The organism is Flavobacterium circumlabens (assembly GCF_004345565.1).
GTDB classification, from domain to species: domain Bacteria; phylum Bacteroidota; class Bacteroidia; order Flavobacteriales; family Flavobacteriaceae; genus Flavobacterium; species Flavobacterium circumlabens.
In genome coordinates, this window is record NZ_SLWA01000002.1 from 780126 (window position 1) to 798112 (window position 17987).

The 17987-nt window shown below is 37.4% G+C and carries 20 protein-coding genes; 5 read left to right on the forward strand and 15 right to left on the reverse strand.

Translation table 11 applies throughout. From position 1 onward, the window contains the following. The first annotated feature begins 10 nt into the window (after window positions 1–10). Window positions 11–1435, forward strand: coding sequence for a SusD/RagB family nutrient-binding outer membrane lipoprotein (locus tag EV142_RS07880; protein ID WP_132034208.1), 1425 nt, complete (start codon window positions 11–13; stop codon window positions 1433–1435). Between the two features lie 102 nt (window positions 1436–1537). Here EV142_RS07880 and EV142_RS07885 read toward each other — a convergent pair whose 3' ends face one another. The 5 genes from EV142_RS07885 to EV142_RS07905 form a co-directional block, all read right to left on the reverse strand. Beyond that, a complete protein-coding gene (locus EV142_RS07885) occupies window positions 1538–2374 on the reverse strand; it encodes a DUF6585 family protein (RefSeq protein ID WP_132034210.1) in 837 nt (278 codons plus the stop codon). 33 nt (window positions 2375–2407) lie between these two features. Beyond that, entirely contained in the window at window positions 2408–2950 is a 543-nt protein-coding gene (locus EV142_RS07890) for a hypothetical protein (protein WP_132034212.1), read from the reverse strand. A gap of 146 nt (window positions 2951–3096) precedes the next feature. Beyond that, window positions 3097–3429 carry a DUF4870 domain-containing protein gene (locus EV142_RS07895; protein ID WP_132034214.1) on the reverse strand — a complete coding sequence of 111 codons (333 nt, stop codon included), beginning with the start codon at window positions 3427–3429 and terminating at the stop codon, window positions 3097–3099. Between the two features lie 159 nt (window positions 3430–3588). Next, window positions 3589–5508, reverse strand: coding sequence for a hypothetical protein (locus EV142_RS07900; protein ID WP_132034216.1), 1920 nt, complete (start codon window positions 5506–5508; stop codon window positions 3589–3591). Between the two features lie 181 nt (window positions 5509–5689). Further along, window positions 5690–6322: a DNA-3-methyladenine glycosylase gene (locus tag EV142_RS07905; RefSeq protein WP_132034218.1), complete on the reverse strand. Its 633-nt coding sequence runs from the start codon at window positions 6320–6322 to the stop codon at window positions 5690–5692. A gap of 449 nt (window positions 6323–6771) precedes the next feature. Here EV142_RS07905 and EV142_RS07910 point away from each other — a divergent pair, with 449 nt between their 5' ends. The 3 genes from EV142_RS07910 (at window position 6772) to EV142_RS07920 (ending at window position 8757) form a co-directional block, all read left to right on the forward strand. Next, complete coding sequence (locus EV142_RS07910; RefSeq protein ID WP_132034220.1) at window positions 6772–7395, forward strand: YciE/YciF ferroxidase family protein; 624 nt, start codon at window positions 6772–6774, stop codon at window positions 7393–7395. 154 nt (window positions 7396–7549) lie between these two features. Continuing rightward, entirely contained in the window at window positions 7550–7933 is a 384-nt protein-coding gene (locus EV142_RS07915) for a response regulator (RefSeq protein WP_132034222.1), read from the forward strand. A 371-nt stretch (window positions 7934–8304) separates the two neighbouring features. After that, window positions 8305–8757 (forward strand): Hsp20/alpha crystallin family protein, encoded by a 453-nt coding sequence (locus EV142_RS07920; RefSeq protein WP_132034224.1) that lies wholly within the window; start codon window positions 8305–8307, stop codon window positions 8755–8757. 90 nt (window positions 8758–8847) lie between these two features. On the opposite strand, the gene EV142_RS07925 is transcribed toward EV142_RS07920, so the two are convergent. The 6 genes from EV142_RS07925 to EV142_RS07950 are packed head-to-tail and all read right to left on the reverse strand — an operon-like array spanning window position 8848 to window position 13377. Continuing rightward, on the reverse strand, window positions 8848–10386 hold the full coding sequence (locus EV142_RS07925; protein ID WP_132034226.1) for a cryptochrome/photolyase family protein: 1539 nt from the start codon (window positions 10384–10386) through the stop codon (window positions 8848–8850). A gap of 1 nt (window position 10387) precedes the next feature. Continuing rightward, window positions 10388–10525: a DUF2256 domain-containing protein gene (locus EV142_RS07930; RefSeq protein ID WP_132034228.1), complete on the reverse strand. Its 138-nt coding sequence runs from the start codon at window positions 10523–10525 to the stop codon at window positions 10388–10390. Between the two features lie 26 nt (window positions 10526–10551). Further along, window positions 10552–11979 carry a cryptochrome/deoxyribodipyrimidine photo-lyase family protein gene (locus tag EV142_RS07935; protein ID WP_132034230.1) on the reverse strand — a complete coding sequence of 476 codons (1428 nt, stop codon included), beginning with the start codon at window positions 11977–11979 and terminating at the stop codon, window positions 10552–10554. Beyond that, on the reverse strand, window positions 11976–12626 hold the full coding sequence (locus EV142_RS07940; RefSeq protein ID WP_132034232.1) for a flavin reductase family protein: 651 nt from the start codon (window positions 12624–12626) through the stop codon (window positions 11976–11978). Before EV142_RS07940 ends, EV142_RS07935 begins: the two co-directional genes overlap by 4 nt. Before the next feature lie 15 nt (window positions 12627–12641). After that, window positions 12642–13058, reverse strand: coding sequence for a DUF2452 domain-containing protein (locus EV142_RS07945; protein ID WP_132034234.1), 417 nt, complete (start codon window positions 13056–13058; stop codon window positions 12642–12644). 16 nt (window positions 13059–13074) lie between these two features. Then, window positions 13075–13377, reverse strand: a complete 303-nt coding sequence (locus tag EV142_RS07950; RefSeq protein WP_132034236.1) for a TIGR03643 family protein — start codon at window positions 13375–13377, stop codon at window positions 13075–13077. Between the two features lie 418 nt (window positions 13378–13795). Between EV142_RS07950 and EV142_RS07955 the strand changes: the two genes are divergently transcribed. Continuing rightward, window positions 13796–14446, forward strand: coding sequence for a GNAT family protein (locus tag EV142_RS07955; protein WP_371311632.1), 651 nt, complete (start codon window positions 13796–13798; stop codon window positions 14444–14446). Window positions 14447–14448: 2 nt separating this feature from the next. On the opposite strand, the gene EV142_RS07960 is transcribed toward EV142_RS07955, so the two are convergent. The 4 genes from EV142_RS07960 to EV142_RS07975 form a co-directional block, all read right to left on the reverse strand. Further along, window positions 14449–14913, reverse strand: coding sequence for a nuclear transport factor 2 family protein (locus EV142_RS07960; RefSeq protein WP_238698670.1), 465 nt, complete (start codon window positions 14911–14913; stop codon window positions 14449–14451). Then, entirely contained in the window at window positions 14907–15746 is an 840-nt protein-coding gene (locus EV142_RS07965) for an MBL fold metallo-hydrolase (protein ID WP_194100198.1), read from the reverse strand. Before EV142_RS07965 ends, EV142_RS07960 begins: the two co-directional genes overlap by 7 nt. A gap of 140 nt (window positions 15747–15886) precedes the next feature. Next, a complete protein-coding gene (locus EV142_RS07970) occupies window positions 15887–16468 on the reverse strand; it encodes a Crp/Fnr family transcriptional regulator (RefSeq protein ID WP_132034240.1) in 582 nt (193 codons plus the stop codon). Between the two features lie 331 nt (window positions 16469–16799). Further along, complete coding sequence (locus tag EV142_RS07975) at window positions 16800–17984, reverse strand: DUF3570 domain-containing protein (protein WP_132034242.1); 1185 nt, start codon at window positions 17982–17984, stop codon at window positions 16800–16802. Window positions 17985–17987 lie beyond the last annotated feature (3 nt).

Here is a 17987-nt window from a genome sequence, read left to right on the forward strand (position 1 = left end):
ACACAGAATCATGCTAAAAAAAATAGCCTATATCACTTTATTTGCATTGTCACTGACCTCATGCAGTGATGCTCTGGATGATATTAATAAAAATCCAAATGCAACCGAAACACCATTGGCACCTTACCTGTTAACAGGCACCTTAAAACAGGGCGCTGACTTATACTGGGGTTCAGCCAATAACTTTGATTCGTCTTTGTTATTTGTTCAGCACTGGGCTAAAATTCAATATACCGAACCGGACCGATACGATGTATCCAATGCTTCTTTCACAACTTTGTGGAATACCGGATATGCAACTTTAATTACAGATCTGAACACGATTCTGAACTTTCCGGAGGCGCAGGCCAATTCCAATTACAAAGGAATTGCCTTAACCTTGCGTTCATGGACATTTTTATTGCTGACAGATGCTTACGGAAGTATTCCGTACAAAGAAGCTGGTCTAAAAGTAACACCGGCTTACAATACGCAAAAAGAAGTATATACGGGATTGCTTGAAGATTTGAAAAGAGCCCAGTCTTTGCTCAATACGGCCAATGGTACCGTAACCGGTGATTTGTCTTATAAAGGCGATATTTCAAAATGGAAAAAACTGGTGAATTCGCTTCGTTTGCGTATAGCGTTGAGAATCTCGGACAAAGAACCTGCTTTGGCTAAACAAGCTGCGATTGAGGCATCCACAGATGCTGCAGGAGTATTGAGCAGCAATAGCGATACTTTTAAGTTTACGTACATTAGTTCTCCTCAGCAAAATCCGGCCTCAGCCTGGTTTGAAACCAGAGATGATTATCGTATTTCGAAAACAATGGTTGATAAATTAAAAGCATTATCAGATCCGCGTTTGCCGGTTTATGCGCAGCTTCCATCAGATGCAATTGTAGGCACCTACGTTGGAGGTGGCAATGGATTGTCTAACAGTGCTGCCAACAGTCAGGGTTTTGCTAAAACATCAAAACCGGGTACGTACTTCCTGACCTCAACATCGCCGGCCGTACTTGTTTCTTATTCCGAAGTGCTCTTCAATCTTTCCGAAGCGGCAGCGCGTGGTTATATTGCCGGAGATGCAGAGCAACTGTATAAAAGTGCCATTACCGCATCGTTTAATCAGTTCGGGATTACGGATGCAGCCACTATTGCTGCGTATCTTAATCAGCCCACTGTACAATATGATGCAACCAATTATGCCAAATCGATTGGTACACAGAAATGGATTGCATTTTTCGGACAAGGTCTTGATGCCTTTACGGAGTGGAGAAGACTGGACTACCCCGTGTTGACAGCCGGTCCGGATACCGTTTTGGAGAGAAAAATACCTTCACGTTTCTTTTATCCGGGCACGGAGCAGTCGTTGAACGGAGCGAGTTACCAGGCCGCAGTATCGGTTCAGGGAAAAGACTTATTAACAACAAAACTATGGTTTGATGTAAAGTAATAAGATTCCGAAAGGAAAAACCTCAATAAATAAAAATGGCGCCAACTGAAGACAGTTGGCGCCATTTTTATTTTGCAGAGAAAAAGATTCCGCATCCTAATATCAGTCTTTAAATTTATTTTTATTAACCAATTCATCCAGCAATACTATAAAACTATCGCCGCTAAAAACGGAAGTAAAGGCTTTTTTAAAAACTACTTTTTCAGCTGTATTCATAAGTTGTATTTGATTGGTCCAATCCGTAACAGAAAAACGAAGAACTTCTTTAAAATAGATAGTCTCTGAATCAACGACCAATCGGTCCTTGAATACCTGTATGGTTTTGGTTTTGACATTTAAATATGAATTGGTATTTAAGGCTGTAAATTGTTTCATGGCCACATCTTTAAAATCAACATAGGTAAAATCTGCGCTCTGGCCTTCTTCCAGTTTTTTCAACAGTAGGGGTGCATAAACAGCAGCATGTCTGGAGCGTATTAATTCAATTACCTTATAAATATCGGAATATCGTGCAGAAATCGGATACCAGTCAGCAGTATTGTTTTTACGAACCGCAATGTTATTAGCGCCAAATAGGCGCTTGCCTGAAGTAAACAAATAGATATCCTGAATATCTTTAAAATATAAAGTTTCCGTATTGCCTTTATGTGCTGTCACCATACCATTTTGATATAAATAAAAAAGGATTCCTCGTGACCTATAAGCTGCTGTACCCAATATAAGTAAAGCGAGTGCCATAATAAAAACTATGGAGTAATATAAGATACTAATATCGCCTGAAAAGTGGGTGATACCTTCGTTAACAGGTATAATGAGTTTAAAATAAATAAAAAGACTTAAGCCGGTAAATAAAACAAGTATTCCATAGGAAAAATAAAGAAATGCCTTTGATACGGCACTTTTTCTAACAAACGCACCTAAATCTGGATTTGATTTCATGATGTAATTTTTTAAGGATAAGAGGAATTGTATTTAGTATGTTTTTACTTCTATGCCATGCTTTTTGGCATAAGGCATTGCAAGGTCCCACAATTTTTTATATTTCTTATCAAAAACCGGAAAAGAGGTCTGTTCCATTTCCGCAAGAGCTTTATCAATTTCTTCTCTTGGCGCTTTTTTTTCCATCAGCCTGGCTATTGTAAGGTAATCGGTTTTGTATTTTTCTTTTACGAATTCAAATAAATCAAGCGATGCCTGAATCATCGGGGTGGTTTCATCCGTAGGCTTCAGTTCTTTTATTTTTTCAATCGACTGGTCGAGATACGGCATTTTAAACCTTAGGATGTGATCTTCATATGATTTTGCGGGAAAAGTGCCTTTGTCATCATAGGCAAGCAGCTGACCGGCATTCCTGTTCTGTTCCATCGTTCTAAAATCCCTGGCGCCAAATTCCATTAGAATGTTGGTATTTAAGGCTGTGCGGTCAAAATATTCTTCAGGTGTATTTTCAAGCTGGCACGACTGCAACAGTGTTAACAGCAGTACTAAAAAGAAAAATTTAATTTTTACGTTCATTTTATTTCTTTATTATTTGTTCCTGTTAAATGTAAACAAGTTAGACCGACTATAAGATTTAATTCCTCCAGTAGGTATAAAAATAATTTATTTCAGAATTGATAAAAACCAGTATAAAAAATGGCTTTTATACTGGTTTTGTGTAATTATTTAATGAAATCAAATTGATCAGTAAATAATTTTCCCACTACAGGAACTGGAATCTCCTGTTCGTTATTGGCATTAATGATCCCCAAAATCCATAACACCAAAATACCAAGATTTGCCAGACTTAAAATAGAGGCCAATGTTGGTACTACAGCTGCAATTATTGTTAATATGACAGAAATTACAATTCCCAGAATTGCGATTCCTAATCCTTGTTTCAAATGAAATCTGGTAAGAGAGTCTTTAACAGTTAATTTGTTGTAGTTAACATAAGCAATAATCCATCCGATAATTGTGATATACGAAATAATGGAAAGCGTTCTTTTGTTCATGATTTAGTTTTTTAAATTCAATTCAAAAGTAGTCCTGTCAGGTTAAAAAGAAACAAATCCTGTATATACTTACTATCTACAGCCGGGATTCGGGTATCTATTTTGTATCTACAAGATTTTATTCGGGGAGGTATTAAATTTTCTTAAGCCTTGGTATCACTAGACTGATCCAATGTACTCATCCAGGTCCGTATCCCGATCCAGATTTAGTTTTTGCTTGATACGGTAACGTGCCATCCGCATACTCTGTGTTTCAATATTCATATGGCCGGCTATTTCCTTCGTACTCATTCCAAGCTTTATGTAACCACAGTATTTAAAATCCAGTTTAGTAAGTGTTCCCGATGCTTTTTCCTGTAACGCTGAAAAAAAAGCGGGATTTGTATTTTCCAGACTTGTCTTAAGCAATTCAAATTCTTCATCGACTTCCATGCTTTTGTCGATGGTTTTTGAAATGTTTTTTATCTCTGAAGGTTTTTCGGATTTCATGACCTCAAGCCTGCTTTTGATATCTTTCAGAACGTCGTTTTTCTTTTCCAGCTGCAGGTTATTGGTCATTAATTCCTGTTGCAATTTAATATTTGCCTGCTCGTTCATTATTTTTTCATTAACAGCAATCTGGAGTTCTTTCTCTTTTAGTTCCGATTCCAGTACGGCAATTCGGGCTTCCTCTTCTTTTATTTTAGACAAAAACGCAGCTTCTTCATTTGCTTTCTGCAGCAGAAGATTAGTCTTTATATATGATTTTTGCCTGAAGTAGTAGGAGCGAAGCATAAAAAGCAGTGTAAAAAAAACAAAGACAACGAGTGCGATGTACAAATAATTTACTTTTCTGTTGGTCTCAAGATTTTCTCTCAGCAGTTTAATTTCCTGTGATTTTTTTTCAGTTTCAAAACGCATCGAAGCATTGTATTCCTTTACTCTGTTTTCTTTTTCAATCCGTACTCTCAATGCCTGATCGTACAAGGCAAAATATTTTCTGTAGGCTGGGAAATCATTTTTTAATTCGGCCAGATCCATATAGTTTTTATAGAGCAATGCATAATATCGGGAGTTAATGGAAGGATTGCCAGCAATATGCTTTTCTACTTTCCGGAGTACTTTCTCAATATTGGGTATATCGTTAAGGTTAGTGTAATATTGCGCCTGCTGGCCATACATAACCATAAGCTGGATTGGAACGTCTAATTTCAGACAAACTTCTTCTGTTTTTTTTAAATAATTTAAAGTCTGCTGCGGCCTTGAGTCAAAAAAATGATAGAGGTAAAGGCTGCTCAGGTTGAGGCAGGTCCTTCCGTACGACCAATTTAAATTGCCTTTTTTATTTTCACTTTCGAAAATTGTAATGGCTTTTAAATAATAATTTTCTGCTTTCTGCAGCAGTTTTACATTTGCAGGTGATTTTTGCTCGGCACTTCTTACCAGAAAAAGAGCCCAGCTTGTCAGGCCGTTTGCGATATTTATCGGATTCCTGCTTTGATAAGCTAAATCAAGAGCTTTTTTATTATACTTTTCACAGTATTTCAGATCATTATTATCAATAAAAATGGCGCCCAGATTCTCATAACCGTTAACCAGTTTGTCATAGCGTATTTTATGCTTTTCAAAATAAGCCAGCGATTTGAGCATATAATAAATATACTTGTCCTTAATTCCAATTTTTTCATATTTGTAGGCAATGGCATAATGGGCATAAGCAAGGGCCAGTTCCTCTTTGGATCTTATGGCCGCTGCATAACTCGAATCGGCATATTGAATTAATTTGGGGGCATTATCCAGATATCGGGCCACATCAGCAATTGCCTCATATGCGATAGCCTGCCTGCCCGGTGAATTTTCACTGCGTGCTGTTTGTAATGCCTGATCTGCAAAATCGTAGGCTTTTATGGTATCTGTTTTTTTATAAATACAGCTGAGTTGACATAAATAGCCTTCTCTTTTTTCAGGAGTTAATTCTTTACGTTTTAGCAGTTCCAGCAATTCCCGTTTTGTTTCCTGTCCGTAGGTTGGACTTACAATAAAAAAAGCAAAAAGGGTTATGAAAGGAATTTTAAATAATGTAATTCTGGTTGTAGTCATTTTAACGGTTTCGCTGTGGTAGCTGTTTGTTGCTCCAGCTGTAAGAAACAAAAAATAAATGAATATCTAAAAGTATTCGAAAAAATATTAAGCAACAATGTCATTTAAAGCCTGAGCCCCCATTAGTAATAAATCGTGTTTCATTGTAATTATTTATTGTTATAAAAAAGATCAAAAGTATTTAAACCTTGTTCGGTTTGCTCACATATTTATTGTCTTTAACGAAAAAGCGCCAGGGGAGAAGTGCATCTTCCTGAGCGTAAGCAACGCCAACACGAGGTAATGCTGCAATAGCATCATCCGGATATCGAATGCCGTGATCTTCCACCCAGATTTCTTCTCCGGTTAAATCTTTTTCATTAAAAGTACGATCGATTCCAAGGGCTTTGGTCGCAGAACCCGGGCCGGACGAAATAGCTGCTTTAGCGGCCGGCATATTTCTTCGCGCTTCGATTAAGTCTATTCCAATGAGAGGTTCAATAGCACGTATCAGCACAGCATGCGGTTCGCCTTCAACAGAGGTTACCATATTGAAGAGATTGTGAATTCCGTAGCATAAATAAACATACGAAATGCCGCCCTGACGGTATAAAGTTTCGGTTCGGTTCGTGCGTCGTCCGCCGTAGGCATGCGAAGCTTTGTCCTGAACACCAAAATAAGCTTCCGTTTCTACAATTATTCCGGCACTAATTGCTCCGTCTATTTGTGTATAAAGTACTTTACCCAAAAGATCTTTGGCCAGAAAAAGAACATCCTGATTGAGATAATAAGAGAAGCCTAACCTGACGGGTTCGTTTTTGGAGTATTGGGACATTATTTTTAGGGAATTGCTTTTTATAATAAATTACTTTGGAATACAGATTCTAGTTAGTAAAGAATTCAAAATCAGATTATACAATGATCCGGTCTTTTAATTTCCGTATCCTTTTTCTATATTTTAATCCGTTACGAATATCGTAAAAGTAATACATTATTCGAAAAACATTTTACAGCTTTCTTTTGAATGTACAAACGGAAGGGGATAAAGAAGTTCACAGGAACATTTTCGCAACAGCGATTAACAGGCTAAAAATTCCAGATTTTTACCCTGAAGCTTATCATGATGCGCTTTTAAAATAACACTGCCTTAATTTTGCAGCATCCGTATAATTTCGGATTTTAAATTGCTTTTTTATTTGAATAGTATAAAAAAATACCACTTATTATGTAAATTAAGAAAGTAAAGCCATTGTATATTTGGGTATAATCAAAAAAATAAAAATTATGAAAACGACCACAAAAGATACAACAGCTGCAAAAGCAAAAAGTACAGCTGCTCAAAGCGGAACTAAGCCCGCATCGAAAACCACTTCTAACGGAACCGTAAAAGCGAAATCGTCTGCCGCAGAAGGACTCAGAGAATTATTTGTAGATTCTCTAAAGGATATTTACTGGGCTGAAAAAGCACTAACCAAAGCTTTGCCTAAAATGGCTAAAAATGCGACTTCCGAAAATCTTATAACGGCAATCAATGACCACCTTGCCGTAACGCAGGGACAGGTAACAAGGCTTGAAAAAGTTTTTTCATTGATTGGCGAAAAAGCAGCGGCCAAAAAATGCGATGCCATGGAAGGCCTTATCAAGGAAGGCGAAAGTATTATGGAAGAAACACAGCCAGGTCCTGTTCGTGATGCCGGAATTATTGCAGCATCACAAAAAATAGAGCATTACGAAATTGCCACTTACGGAACGCTGGCTGCCTTTGCCACAACGCTGGGCGAGGATGATGCGGTATTACTGCTGGAGAAAACACTTGCTGAGGAAAAAGAAGCGGATACACTGCTGACGGAAGCGGCCTATAATACCATCAATTTTGATGCTAACGATGAAGGTCAGGATCAGGAATAAACTGCAAAAAAAAAGCAATTCCGGTTCTGACCTAAGAGCAGACCTGTACTTTTTTAGTACAGGTCTTTTTAAGTTTGATTTCAGCTGGGAGAAGTGACGGCAGGAACTGAACCACAATCGATGGACATAAAAACCATAAAAAATTATAAACGCCATGTTATACAAAAATATATTACTGATTGATGATGACAGAGATGATACCGATATATTTATCGAAGCAATTAATTCCTTAAATAAAGATATTCGATGTGTAGCTGAAAACAACCCGATTAAAGCATTGGAGAATTTAAAAAGCAGTGAAAAACTGCCGGACCTTATATTTCTGGATTATAATATGCCTGTTATTAACGGTTGTGAATTTCTTCAGAAAATGAGGAAAGTACAACAACTGCAACAAATCCCCGTTATATTATATTCCACCTACTCCGAAGCAGCTGCGGAACAATTATCCATTACACAGGACACAGAAAAATACATCACCAAACCCAACACTTTTGTTGAATTAAAAGCAGTTTTAAAAGATATTCTGGGGGCTTGAGAGGGGAGTAGTGTATTAAGTATTTCAATGATAAACGAATGATTTAGTATTGATTAGTAGATAATTTATCAAACAAAAATAGTTGACAAATAGAAACTATTTATAACCTTTTTAGATGCTGTAGCTCTTGTAAGATTTATAAAGTCTTCAAATAGTGGACTTAAAAGACTGTAAGGCATTATAAACAGTTATGTATCAGAAAGTACCGTGACAAAAGATCACATTCGGGATACATAAAAATGACATTTTTTCATAATAACTAATGAAAAAATGTCAGAATTAACCACTGGCATATTTCTTGTTTTTTTCCTGCTGCACGCCTTTGTGCAAGTTCAAAAATTTATTGTATAACAATTTTAAAAATTACTGTTATGAATCTTATTAAAAGAAACGGAGCCCGCGTGCCGGCTTTCCAACGCTTATTTTTTGATGATGTTTTTGGCCGCGATCTTTTCAATTGGGAAAACAACAATTTTTCAACCACAAGCACCACACTGCCGTCGGTAAACATTAAGGAAACCGACGAGAATTATGAAGTGGAAGTTGCGGCTCCCGGTATGAACAAGGAGGACTTCAAGGTTACCCTTGATAATGGACAGCTGCTTATTTCTTCGTCGAAGCAGCAGCAGGTAAATGCCGAGGAAGAAAATTACACCCGCAGAGAGTTCAGTTATCAATCTTTTCAGAGAAGTTTTGTACTTCCTAAAAATGTGGTGGACGAGGATAGAATTCGTGCCCGTTACGAAAATGGAATTTTACTGCTGTCTATTCCAAAACTGGAACAGGCCAGACAAAAGTCACCAAGGATGATTGAGATTTCTTAATATTCATTCCTGACAATAATGGAAAGCTGCCTTTTAAGGCAGCTTTTTTCATAATAATCTACTATAGGGAGATGCAAAATAATCTCGTTTTTACAGCTCATTAATATTTTTTAGGTAATAATCGGCCTGTTCTAATAATGCTGTTTTATCTTCAGGTTTCATTTTATGCCATACTTTATACATCATTCCAATTCGGGGATTATGGGCCAGTTTAGCTTCCTGTTTATCATAAAAATTCCAATACAGGCTGTTAAAAGGGCAGGCTCTGTCTCCCGTTTTTTTCGCTTTATTATAAAAACAGGTACCGCAGTAATGGCTCATTTTATCAATGTAGGCAGCTGAACTGACATAAGGTTTTGTGCCGACAATGCCTCCGTCTGCAAACTGGCTCATGCCGCGGGTGTTGGTAATTTCAACCCAGTCCAGGGCGTCAATGTAGATGCCAAGATACCAGGCATCAACCTCGTCGGAATCCGTTCCGGCCAAAAGAGCAAAATTTCCTGTAATCATTAAACGCTGAATATGATGTGCATAAGCAAATGTTAGAGACTGTGTAATGGCATCTTTAAGACAGTTCATTTTAGTTTTTCCTGTCCAGTACCAATCAGGCAATTTTTCCTTATGATTGAAAAAATTCAATGTGGCATATTCCGGCATCTTTAGCCAGTAAATACCTCTCATATATTCGCGCCAGCCAATAATCTGGCGCACAAAACCTTCCAATTGATTGTAAGCAATACGCTCAGGTTCTTTCTGCCATGCTGCAATCGCGGCTTCTATGACTTCAGCCGGAGCAATCATTTTTGTGTTTAGCGAAAAGGATAATCTGGAATGGTATAAGGACCATTCGTCAGGAATCATGGCATCCTGATAAGTGCCAAATAAGGGCAGACATTCCGCTGTGAAATAAGCAAGCAATTCAAGAGACTGATCCCTGTTTACGGGCCAGATGAAATTGGTTTTGTCAATAACGCCCATCGTTTTAATATCGGTCTGCACAATAGCATCCATGATATCTGAAACATTATTAGTAAAAACTAAAGGAGCAGTCGGTTTATGATTTTTAGGCAGTTTCTTTCTGTTTTCTTCATCGTAATTCCACTGACCTGTCATCGGATTATCTCCTGACATCAGTACCTGATGTTTCTTTCGCATCGCACGATAAAAGCTTTCCATTAAAAAAGTTTTTTTGCCTTCAAAAAATTTTCCGAGTTCATCACGGGTACTGAAAAAATGCTCGGTATCGTAAACTTTAAAAGCAATAGCAAGCTGTGAAGTGAACTTTTTCAATATCAAATCGACACGATATTCATCAGGCAGCTGGTATTCGAATTTCGTGTAATGATCTCTTTGTATTAGAAAGGACAGATTGGCTTCAAGAGACTGTAAATTGTCCTTGTCGTTTATGTTCAAATAAATGCATTGGTGTTTTTTGGATTCCAGGAAATTAGAAAACTGGCGCATTGCAGCAAAAAAGCCTGCTATCTTTTGAATGTGATGTGTGGCATAATCGGTTTCTGTCCGAATTTCCATAATCACATACGTTATCGAATGGTCTGTTGTTTCAAACCAGGAATGCTTGCAATTTAACTGATCTCCAAGAATAAGCCTTAAAGTTTTGTCTGCCATACTATTTATTCATTCTGCATTTATCACTGCAGTATTTTACTTCATGCCAAACTTTTTCCCATTTCTTTCTCCACGAGAAAGGCCTGTTGCAGACCGGGCATATTTTAATGGGAAGATTTTGTTTTTTTACTGTTCGCATTATACCTGATTTGAGATATTGTTATTCTATTCGGATTTAATTGCTTCTTTTTTTCGGGCACTCCAGATCGCGTCACTGGCGTACTTGCGGGTTGCTTCAATAGCAACGATCGGAAAGGGGTAATCAGTTCCTATTTCACAATTATACAACTGCTTCTCTATAAGGCTTAATTTCCAGGGCTCGTGAATTAAATGCGGGGGAATAGCAGCCAGTTCAGGAAGCCATTGTTTGATAAAAACACCTTCAGTGTCATGTTCTTCTGAGTTTTTGACGGGATTATAAATTCTAATGGTCCCCGTACCGGTTACGCCCGCCTGCATCTGCAATTGCGGATAGTGAATACCGGGTTCATAATCAAGAAACTGCCGTGCTAAAAAATGCAGCTCGCGCCAGTCCTGCCAGAGATTAAATACAAAAAAGGAGACTACCAGAGCGCGCATTCTAAAATTAATAAAGCCCATTTGGACAAGACAGCGCATACACGCATCTACAATGGGAACGCCTGTTTTTCCTTCCTGCCAGGCTTTGATGTAAGTCTCATTTTTAGGTTTTATCAGTACATCGAAATTTCGGTCTGTATTTTCAAACTCAATGCGGCAGTCACTTTCAAATTTCTGCATAAAATGACAGTGCCAGTGCAGCCGCGATACAAAATTAAGCATGGCTTTTTGATTCGGAGATGTCTCATAAAACTGATTGGTATAATGATACACCATTCGCATGCTGATGTTTCCGTAGGCTAAATAAGGGGATAAGCGGCTGCAGCCCTTACGGCTTAAAGCCGGTTTCGAAATGTGTCGACTGTAGTCTACATGCCGCTTTTTTGCAAAACTTTCCAAATACCGCCAGGCCCAGTATTCACCGCCCTGCTGAAAGTTTTTATTGTGCTCCGTAATAGCTGTAGAAAGTGTTTTTCCTTTTAGATTCGTATAAAAATCAGCATCTAAATTTTCAAATTGAAAGGCATTCAGATCAATTATTCTGGGGTCTGCACGCATTACTATTTCCCAGCGTTTTTCCCAGTCCTGTCTTGATTTCAGCTTTCGGATGACACCATGCAGCTGCGATTGTTTCCATTGAATGTTATGATCATCAAAAAAAGACTGCATGGCAATATCCCGGTCAAAGGTGACTTTATTGCCTGTTTCCTGATGCGAAAACACTGTTTTAATGTCATACATACTGCATAACTGTTCAAAAACAGTTGGAATTTCGTTATGAAAAAAATAAATCTGTGCTTCAAGTGTCTTTAATCTGGACTGCATTTCCTGCAGGGATTCATAAACAAACCGCCAGTGCCGCACATCAGCATCATCGTAAGCCATTACCGAAGGCTCAAAAAAATAAACCAAAAGCACAGGAATATTTTCGTGCTGCGCCATAAAAAGAGGTTCGTGATCTGTAAAACGCAAATCCCGTTTAAACCATACGATATTTACTTTTTTTCTGTTCAATTGTCCAGCAGTGATGTGATTTCCTTATTGGGTTTTGCATAACTCAACCGGTCCAGCTGTACGGTTTTATGATAGCTGTCCAGGCCGGAGCAGGTAATGGTATTCGCTTTTTCTAAATTCACAAAACCATCATCGCTCAGGCAGTCTTCGGGAAGAAAGACTTCAACGATTTCACCAATAATCAAAGTGGTATTATTGATTGCAATATCTATTTTGTCTTTAAATTGAATGCCTAGCTGTATGTTGCTTTCCGCTACAAAAGGAGCGAAAAAATCATTTTTATATTCTTTGCTTAGACCCGTTACATCAAATTCAGAAATCTCTGTATCGTATCTTGCCGATGTCTGATGTGCTTGTCTGTAAATATCTTCGTTGATATGGTTTAGCGTATAAAAACCGGTACTAAGAATGTTTCTCATAGAATCACGTTCGGGTGGACGCGGACGAAAAATCATTCCTATAAGTGGGGGATTGGCACCAATATGAAAAAAGGAACTGAAAACAGACAAGTTGGTGTTTCCATTCTTATCAGAAGTTCCAACCAATGCCACACTTTTAAAACCGCCCAGGCTGTTGATCAGATGTACTACAGTCTGTTTTTCCATTTTTTCCAGATCACTGGTTTTAAAATTTATCTTGTTTTTCATCTGTTTGAAATGGGATTAAAAAGCAGCCGTTCTATGATTGATCAGGACCCATTTTTTATCACTGTTGAGTCTAAAAGTACCCACATGTTCTTTATTCCATTCTTCGGGTGCAATTAGCGAGAGAAAATTAACACCATTGTTATCTTTATATAAATGGTAGATTTCCCCGACAATTGGTTCAAAAGAAAATCTGGCATTGTACAGCAATTCATTCCACTGAAATTCTTCGATTAAATTTTGATACTGAGCTTTTAATTCATTGAATTTACTTTCGAATTCTTTGTTTACCTTATGGATACCCATGCTTTTCCAGCCTGCCAAATCATCTGCTTTTATCACCGGTGCACCAACACTGGTAGCATACGGCAACAGGCTTGCATTATAACCATGCTCTTCAGAAAATACGATATTGTCCGGTTTGTCTTTTTTCATTAGCTGCAACTAGTTTTTATCTCTTAGAAATTTTATTATTGGAAATGGCTCTTTGCCTGTTACATTTAAATCGATCCATTTCTTCCGGTCTTCTGGCAGCATGTTTGGTCTTGCAGTTTTCAACCCGCTCGCGCCATAATTTGTAACTGCTGAATTTTAATTCCTTTTTCATCAAAGCTTTGACATCGGCTTCAGCCAGGCCAAATTGAAAATGAATAGCATCAAACGGCGTCCGGTCTTCCCATGCCATTTCTATAATTCTGTCGATCTGAACATCATTCAGGGCGCTATTATCGATTTTTGCAATAATTGACTTCATTATATTTGTTTAACTATTTTTAGATATTGTTAAACAAAAATAAGCATTTTTTATCTTATTAAACGGTTTAAAATTTTAAAATGATATTATTTTTAAATCAGTAAAATATAGTTTGTAATAAATTTATTTATCACAAAGAGGCAAAAACGGATATGCTGATGATTTATAAGATAGATTTTGACTTCTTTATAGCGATTTCTCCAGTTCCTACCAAAATGATAGCAGCTTATCATTTTGATAGGAACACCAGTAGCTGCAAAATGGCTTTGCTTTTTCGTAAGAGGTACATTAACAGGTGATAACGTCCTGCGACAGACAGTTTAAAAAACATTGGTATGTAATTTGAAAAAAGTGTTTTGTATTTCCAATACAGTACTTATTTAATAGTACTGTAAAAAAGGAAATAAGCTCCATCTATATGAAGACCCAACAGCCTGTTTTAGATTTTCCAGTCAAAGATTTTTCGAATGATGTCTCATTCTCAGAAAAAAAATGCTTGTCGGGCAACAGTCATGTGGCTGATGAACTGCTTGATTTTACAGTTGAAGTTGCCAGTGCGGACCATACTTTATGGTTAAAGGAAATTTGTGACGTTACTTTATCATCTGCTTTAGCCAGAGGAACAGGTATTTCGGGGCGCGCTCCGGAATCGCTTGAAGAAAAAATGAAAAACGGTGAAGCTGTAATAGCCTTTGCATCAGACGGCAGGTGGGCGGGCTTCTCTTTTATTTCTTCATGGGAAGATGATCGCTACGTTTCTAATTCCGGATTGATAGTAGCTCCTGAATTCAGACATACAGGTCTTGCAAAAAGGATTAAAAGAGAAATTTTTGAATTGAGCCGCAGGAAATATCCCAAGGCAAGTATATTCAGTCTGACTACTGGTCTCGCAGTAATGAAAATGAACCATGAACTGGGTTTTGAACCGGTCACTTATTCAGAACTCACTACGGATGCATTTTTTTGGGAGAACTGCCGTTCCTGCGTAAACTGTCCTATACTGATCAGCAAAGAAAGAAAAAACTGTTTGTGTACAGCAATGCTTTATAATCCCAACCGTCCTGTATAAACTTATCGCATTGCGTCATTAACTGTCTGACTGTCTACAAACTGTTCAAAACTAATAATTTTTCCGGCCTTCAATTTCCAAATGTGGGCGACCCTGGCTTTAAATGGTTTGCCGGTAATTTTGTAAGTGCCCGTATAGGTGCCAAAAGCAACGACTTTATCATCGCTGGCAACATAATCTTCCGGAGTAAATTTATAGGCAATCCATTCACTCCCTAACCGGCTAAAAACATTTTTGGTTATGTTTTCTAAACCAATATAAGTCCCTGCATAAGGAAAACCTTTGGCCTCTGTCCAGGAAATATCTTCGGCTGCGTATTGCGCCAGATTTTTACCATTTTCTTCAGAAGTTTTCCCTTCGTAGGTGCTTTTTACAATTTCAAGATTGGTCATATTGCTGTTATTTAAAGAACAGCCTGACCCTATAAGGAGAATGGTCAGGCTGATGATGATTTTTAATTTTACCATTTCATTTCTCCCGTGTTTACTTTAGCCCCTATTTGCAAGGCAGTTTCAAAAGTAAGTGTTGGATATTTTGTCTTTATCGCTTTTATTAAAGCTTCCGAAGTTTTGTTGGTTTTTAAAGCCTCTTCATAAAACTGAATATAACCTTTAGTATATTTTACAGCTGAAATATCAAACGGACTTTGAGAATTGGCGTGAGCAGGAATAACGATTTCCGGATGTAAGGATTCTATTTTATCCAGAACAGCAATCCATTCTTTACGGGCAGCTGCCGTTTGTGCATCCGCCATCCAGAGGTTAAAAGTTGTTCCAAAAACATTGATACCACCCACAACAGCTTTTACAGAAGGAATCCATACAAAGGTTTTTGAAGGGAATTCCTGTAAGCCTGTAATTTCTAATTTCTGACCTTCAAGATCAATACTGTTGCCTTTTAAAACTTGCGGCAATACGATATTCGAAGTAATGGCAGAACCTAATCGTTCTCCCCAAACGTCTAATTTTTTCTGTGCAGTTGCTTTTATAGACTCGACTGTTGCCGGAGAAGTATAAGCTGTAACTTCAGGAAAATATTTTTTGAATACTTCCAGTCCGAAATAGAAATCAGGATCGGTATGTGAAATATAAATTGCAGTTAGCTTTTTGCCTGATTTTTTAATCATTGCGGCTACTTTTTCAGCATCTTCCAGCGTAAATTGTGCATCAATCAAAACGGCATCCGTTTTTCCGGACACGATTACAGAAGCTACACCAAAACTGTTTTCTGAGGCGTTAAAAACTTCCAGTTTTAAATTGTTGGCTTCAATAGTCCTGAAATTTTGAGCTTGTATTTCCATAGTAGATAAAATTAAAATTGTTAAAAATAGTTTTGAGATAATGTGCTTCATTATTTTGGTTATGTTTTAAATTAACACTGCAAAGATGAAACATGATGCCAGCTCTAAACATTAAACTAGTTTAATAAATAAGGAAAATTTTATTTTCTGAGCGCAATTTTCTTTCTGATATTACTCAGGAAAACATTTGTAATTCCCAGATAAGCGGCAATTTGAATATTGGAAAGGCGCTGTATAAGCTGCGGATATTTGGTTGAAAATTCTATGTAGCGCTGATCTGCCGTTTTACTCAGATTATCAATCATTCTTCTTTGTAAGGCAACATGCGTCTTTTGGGTCATGATCCTGAAAAGTTTTTCTATTTGCGGGAGATTCGCATAAGCATATTCTTTTTCTTTTTTTGCGATTAAAAGTATTTCACTGTCTTCTAATGCTTCTATGAAAAGTTGTGACGGAGTTTCATTTGTAAAACTGTCAATATCCGTAATCCACCAATTTTCGATGGCAAAATAGAGTATTTGTTCAAAACCATTCTGGTCAATATGATACACCCGAAACAAACCTTTCACTACAAAAGCTTCAAATTTACAGACTTCGCCTTCCCGCAATAAAAAACTTTTCTTCTTAATAATCTGATGTTGAAATAAATTGCAAAATGTTCCTATTTCAGGATCTGAAAGTGAAATGTGAGCGGTAATATTTTTTTTGAGAAGTTCAGTCATTAGATGCGGTACTATTTTCTAACGTTTGCCTGATTTAGAAAGACAGGTTGTTGAACCATAAAAGTACTGAAATTTTTAATTGGCTCACTTATCCTCGTCATTTTTAAGTCAGGTAATTAATGCTATTCAAATTGCAGCGATAAAATTTGTTACCAATTTAATTGAAGAAAGAGGTAACAAATATTCCGGATGAATGTTCGATTTTGTAAATGCAAAAACAAAACATTCATCCGGAATATATTTCAAGCTGCCTGAATACAGGAATCGGAGATTTTCCTTTTTGTGAAGGAAACGAATACTATTCCGATTCCCACTTTTCATTAGCTTACTTTTATTTGTATTTTATATTGATGCTGATAATATCCGATGTCATATTAGTAGTTCTGGTGTAATGACCGTAACGAACCTCTACCGTATTCCAGTGTTTAAGACCAAAGATTCCATTTGGAGGTGTGAATTTCATGCCCATTCCAAAGAAGCTGCTGTCGAACTTAGATAAATCGTAGTTACTGGTATAAAATTCAGCTGCGGCCGTATGTTCACCATAAGGCTTGAAATACTTTGTTCCACTCTGGGTATAATATCTGTAAAATGGACTCAATGAAAAAGCCTGAGTTAACTTCACCGGAATTTCAAGATCAGCAGTATGAGCTTTTAAACTCCAATCGTCTGAATAATAGCGGTAATAAGCACGAATAATCACATTATCTCCTAAAAAATAACTGGCCCTTATTCCCAAAGGAATTTTAAGTCTGGTATCCGGCATTTTTTCCTGATGTACGGAGCTATCTGCAAAATATACCCTGTGAAAAGGAAGACTGAGATAGCCATTTTGACTGATCACATCACCCACTATCAGTACCTGCAGTTTCTTGTTTACAATCTGCGAATAACTTAAAGTTCCGGCAAAAGTATTTCTGTTGGCACTATCGTAGCCTTCGCTTCCGGGAGCACGAAGTTCAACAGGCTCAATGAGTTTGAGCTGATCCATAAAGGTTTGAAATTTGGCTGTAAATTCTCCGTTTCTGTCTTTCGTTTTTTGTGAGAAACTAATATTTCCTCCAAAAGACTGGTAATCAAACTCGGTTGATGATGAAACTCCTACAGCAAATGTTCTTCCTTTCTCTTCATTTTCTCTTAAATAAGTTAAGGAAGGATAAAATCTGTTGTCTGAAGAAGAAGCAGATGAATTGGCACTTAAATCGATCATATCTGATGAGGCAGAAGTGTAATGATCGATTCCGGCTTCAATATCAAAGGTATGTTTAATTCCGGTTTCACCATATTTCACCAGTTTAACATCAATAGTATTCGCGATATCCGTAAGATGTTCGGAACCAATTCCTCCCGTAACGGCTGAATTGTCTCCGTCCTGTTTGTAATAGCTCGAAACTAAATTTACTTCTTCCACCTTTAATTTTTTGCTTTTGTAACTCGTTGAATCAGTAGTGACATTCTGGGCTTTTACCTGAAATAAGGCCAATAAAGCAAATCCTGTTATGAATATTCTTTTCATTTT

Excerpts from the sequence above, each read along its gene's own strand:
- EV142_RS07880 (WP_132034208.1), top strand. The coding sequence starts at position 11 with ATGCTAAAAAAAATAGCCTATATCACTTTATTTGCATTGTCACTGACC.
- EV142_RS07885 (WP_132034210.1), bottom strand. The coding sequence starts at position 2,374 with ATGAAATCAAATCCAGATTTAGGTGCGTTTGTTAGAAAAAGTGCCGTA.
- EV142_RS07890 (WP_132034212.1), bottom strand. The coding sequence starts at position 2,950 with ATGAACGTAAAAATTAAATTTTTCTTTTTAGTACTGCTGTTAACACTG.
- EV142_RS07895 (WP_132034214.1), bottom strand. The coding sequence starts at position 3,429 with ATGAACAAAAGAACGCTTTCCATTATTTCGTATATCACAATTATCGGA.
- EV142_RS07900 (WP_132034216.1), bottom strand. The coding sequence starts at position 5,508 with ATGACTACAACCAGAATTACATTATTTAAAATTCCTTTCATAACCCTT.
- EV142_RS07905 (WP_132034218.1), bottom strand. The coding sequence starts at position 6,322 with ATGTCCCAATACTCCAAAAACGAACCCGTCAGGTTAGGCTTCTCTTAT.
- EV142_RS07910 (WP_132034220.1), top strand. The coding sequence starts at position 6,772 with ATGAAAACGACCACAAAAGATACAACAGCTGCAAAAGCAAAAAGTACA.
- EV142_RS07915 (WP_132034222.1), top strand. The coding sequence starts at position 7,550 with ATGTTATACAAAAATATATTACTGATTGATGATGACAGAGATGATACC.
- EV142_RS07920 (WP_132034224.1), top strand. The coding sequence starts at position 8,305 with ATGAATCTTATTAAAAGAAACGGAGCCCGCGTGCCGGCTTTCCAACGC.
- EV142_RS07925 (WP_132034226.1), bottom strand. The coding sequence starts at position 10,386 with ATGGCAGACAAAACTTTAAGGCTTATTCTTGGAGATCAGTTAAATTGC.
- EV142_RS07930 (WP_132034228.1), bottom strand. The coding sequence starts at position 10,525 with ATGCGAACAGTAAAAAAACAAAATCTTCCCATTAAAATATGCCCGGTC.
- EV142_RS07940 (WP_132034232.1), bottom strand. The coding sequence starts at position 12,626 with ATGAAAAACAAGATAAATTTTAAAACCAGTGATCTGGAAAAAATGGAA.
- EV142_RS07945 (WP_132034234.1), bottom strand. The coding sequence starts at position 13,058 with ATGAAAAAAGACAAACCGGACAATATCGTATTTTCTGAAGAGCATGGT.
- EV142_RS07950 (WP_132034236.1), bottom strand. The coding sequence starts at position 13,377 with ATGAAGTCAATTATTGCAAAAATCGATAATAGCGCCCTGAATGATGTT.
- EV142_RS07955 (WP_371311632.1), top strand. The coding sequence starts at position 13,796 with ATGAAGACCCAACAGCCTGTTTTAGATTTTCCAGTCAAAGATTTTTCG.
- EV142_RS07960 (WP_238698670.1), bottom strand. The coding sequence starts at position 14,913 with ATGGTAAAATTAAAAATCATCATCAGCCTGACCATTCTCCTTATAGGG.
- EV142_RS07965 (WP_194100198.1), bottom strand. The coding sequence starts at position 15,746 with ATGGAAATACAAGCTCAAAATTTCAGGACTATTGAAGCCAACAATTTA.
- EV142_RS07970 (WP_132034240.1), bottom strand. The coding sequence starts at position 16,468 with ATGACTGAACTTCTCAAAAAAAATATTACCGCTCACATTTCACTTTCA.
- EV142_RS07975 (WP_132034242.1), bottom strand. The coding sequence starts at position 17,984 with ATGAAAAGAATATTCATAACAGGATTTGCTTTATTGGCCTTATTTCAG.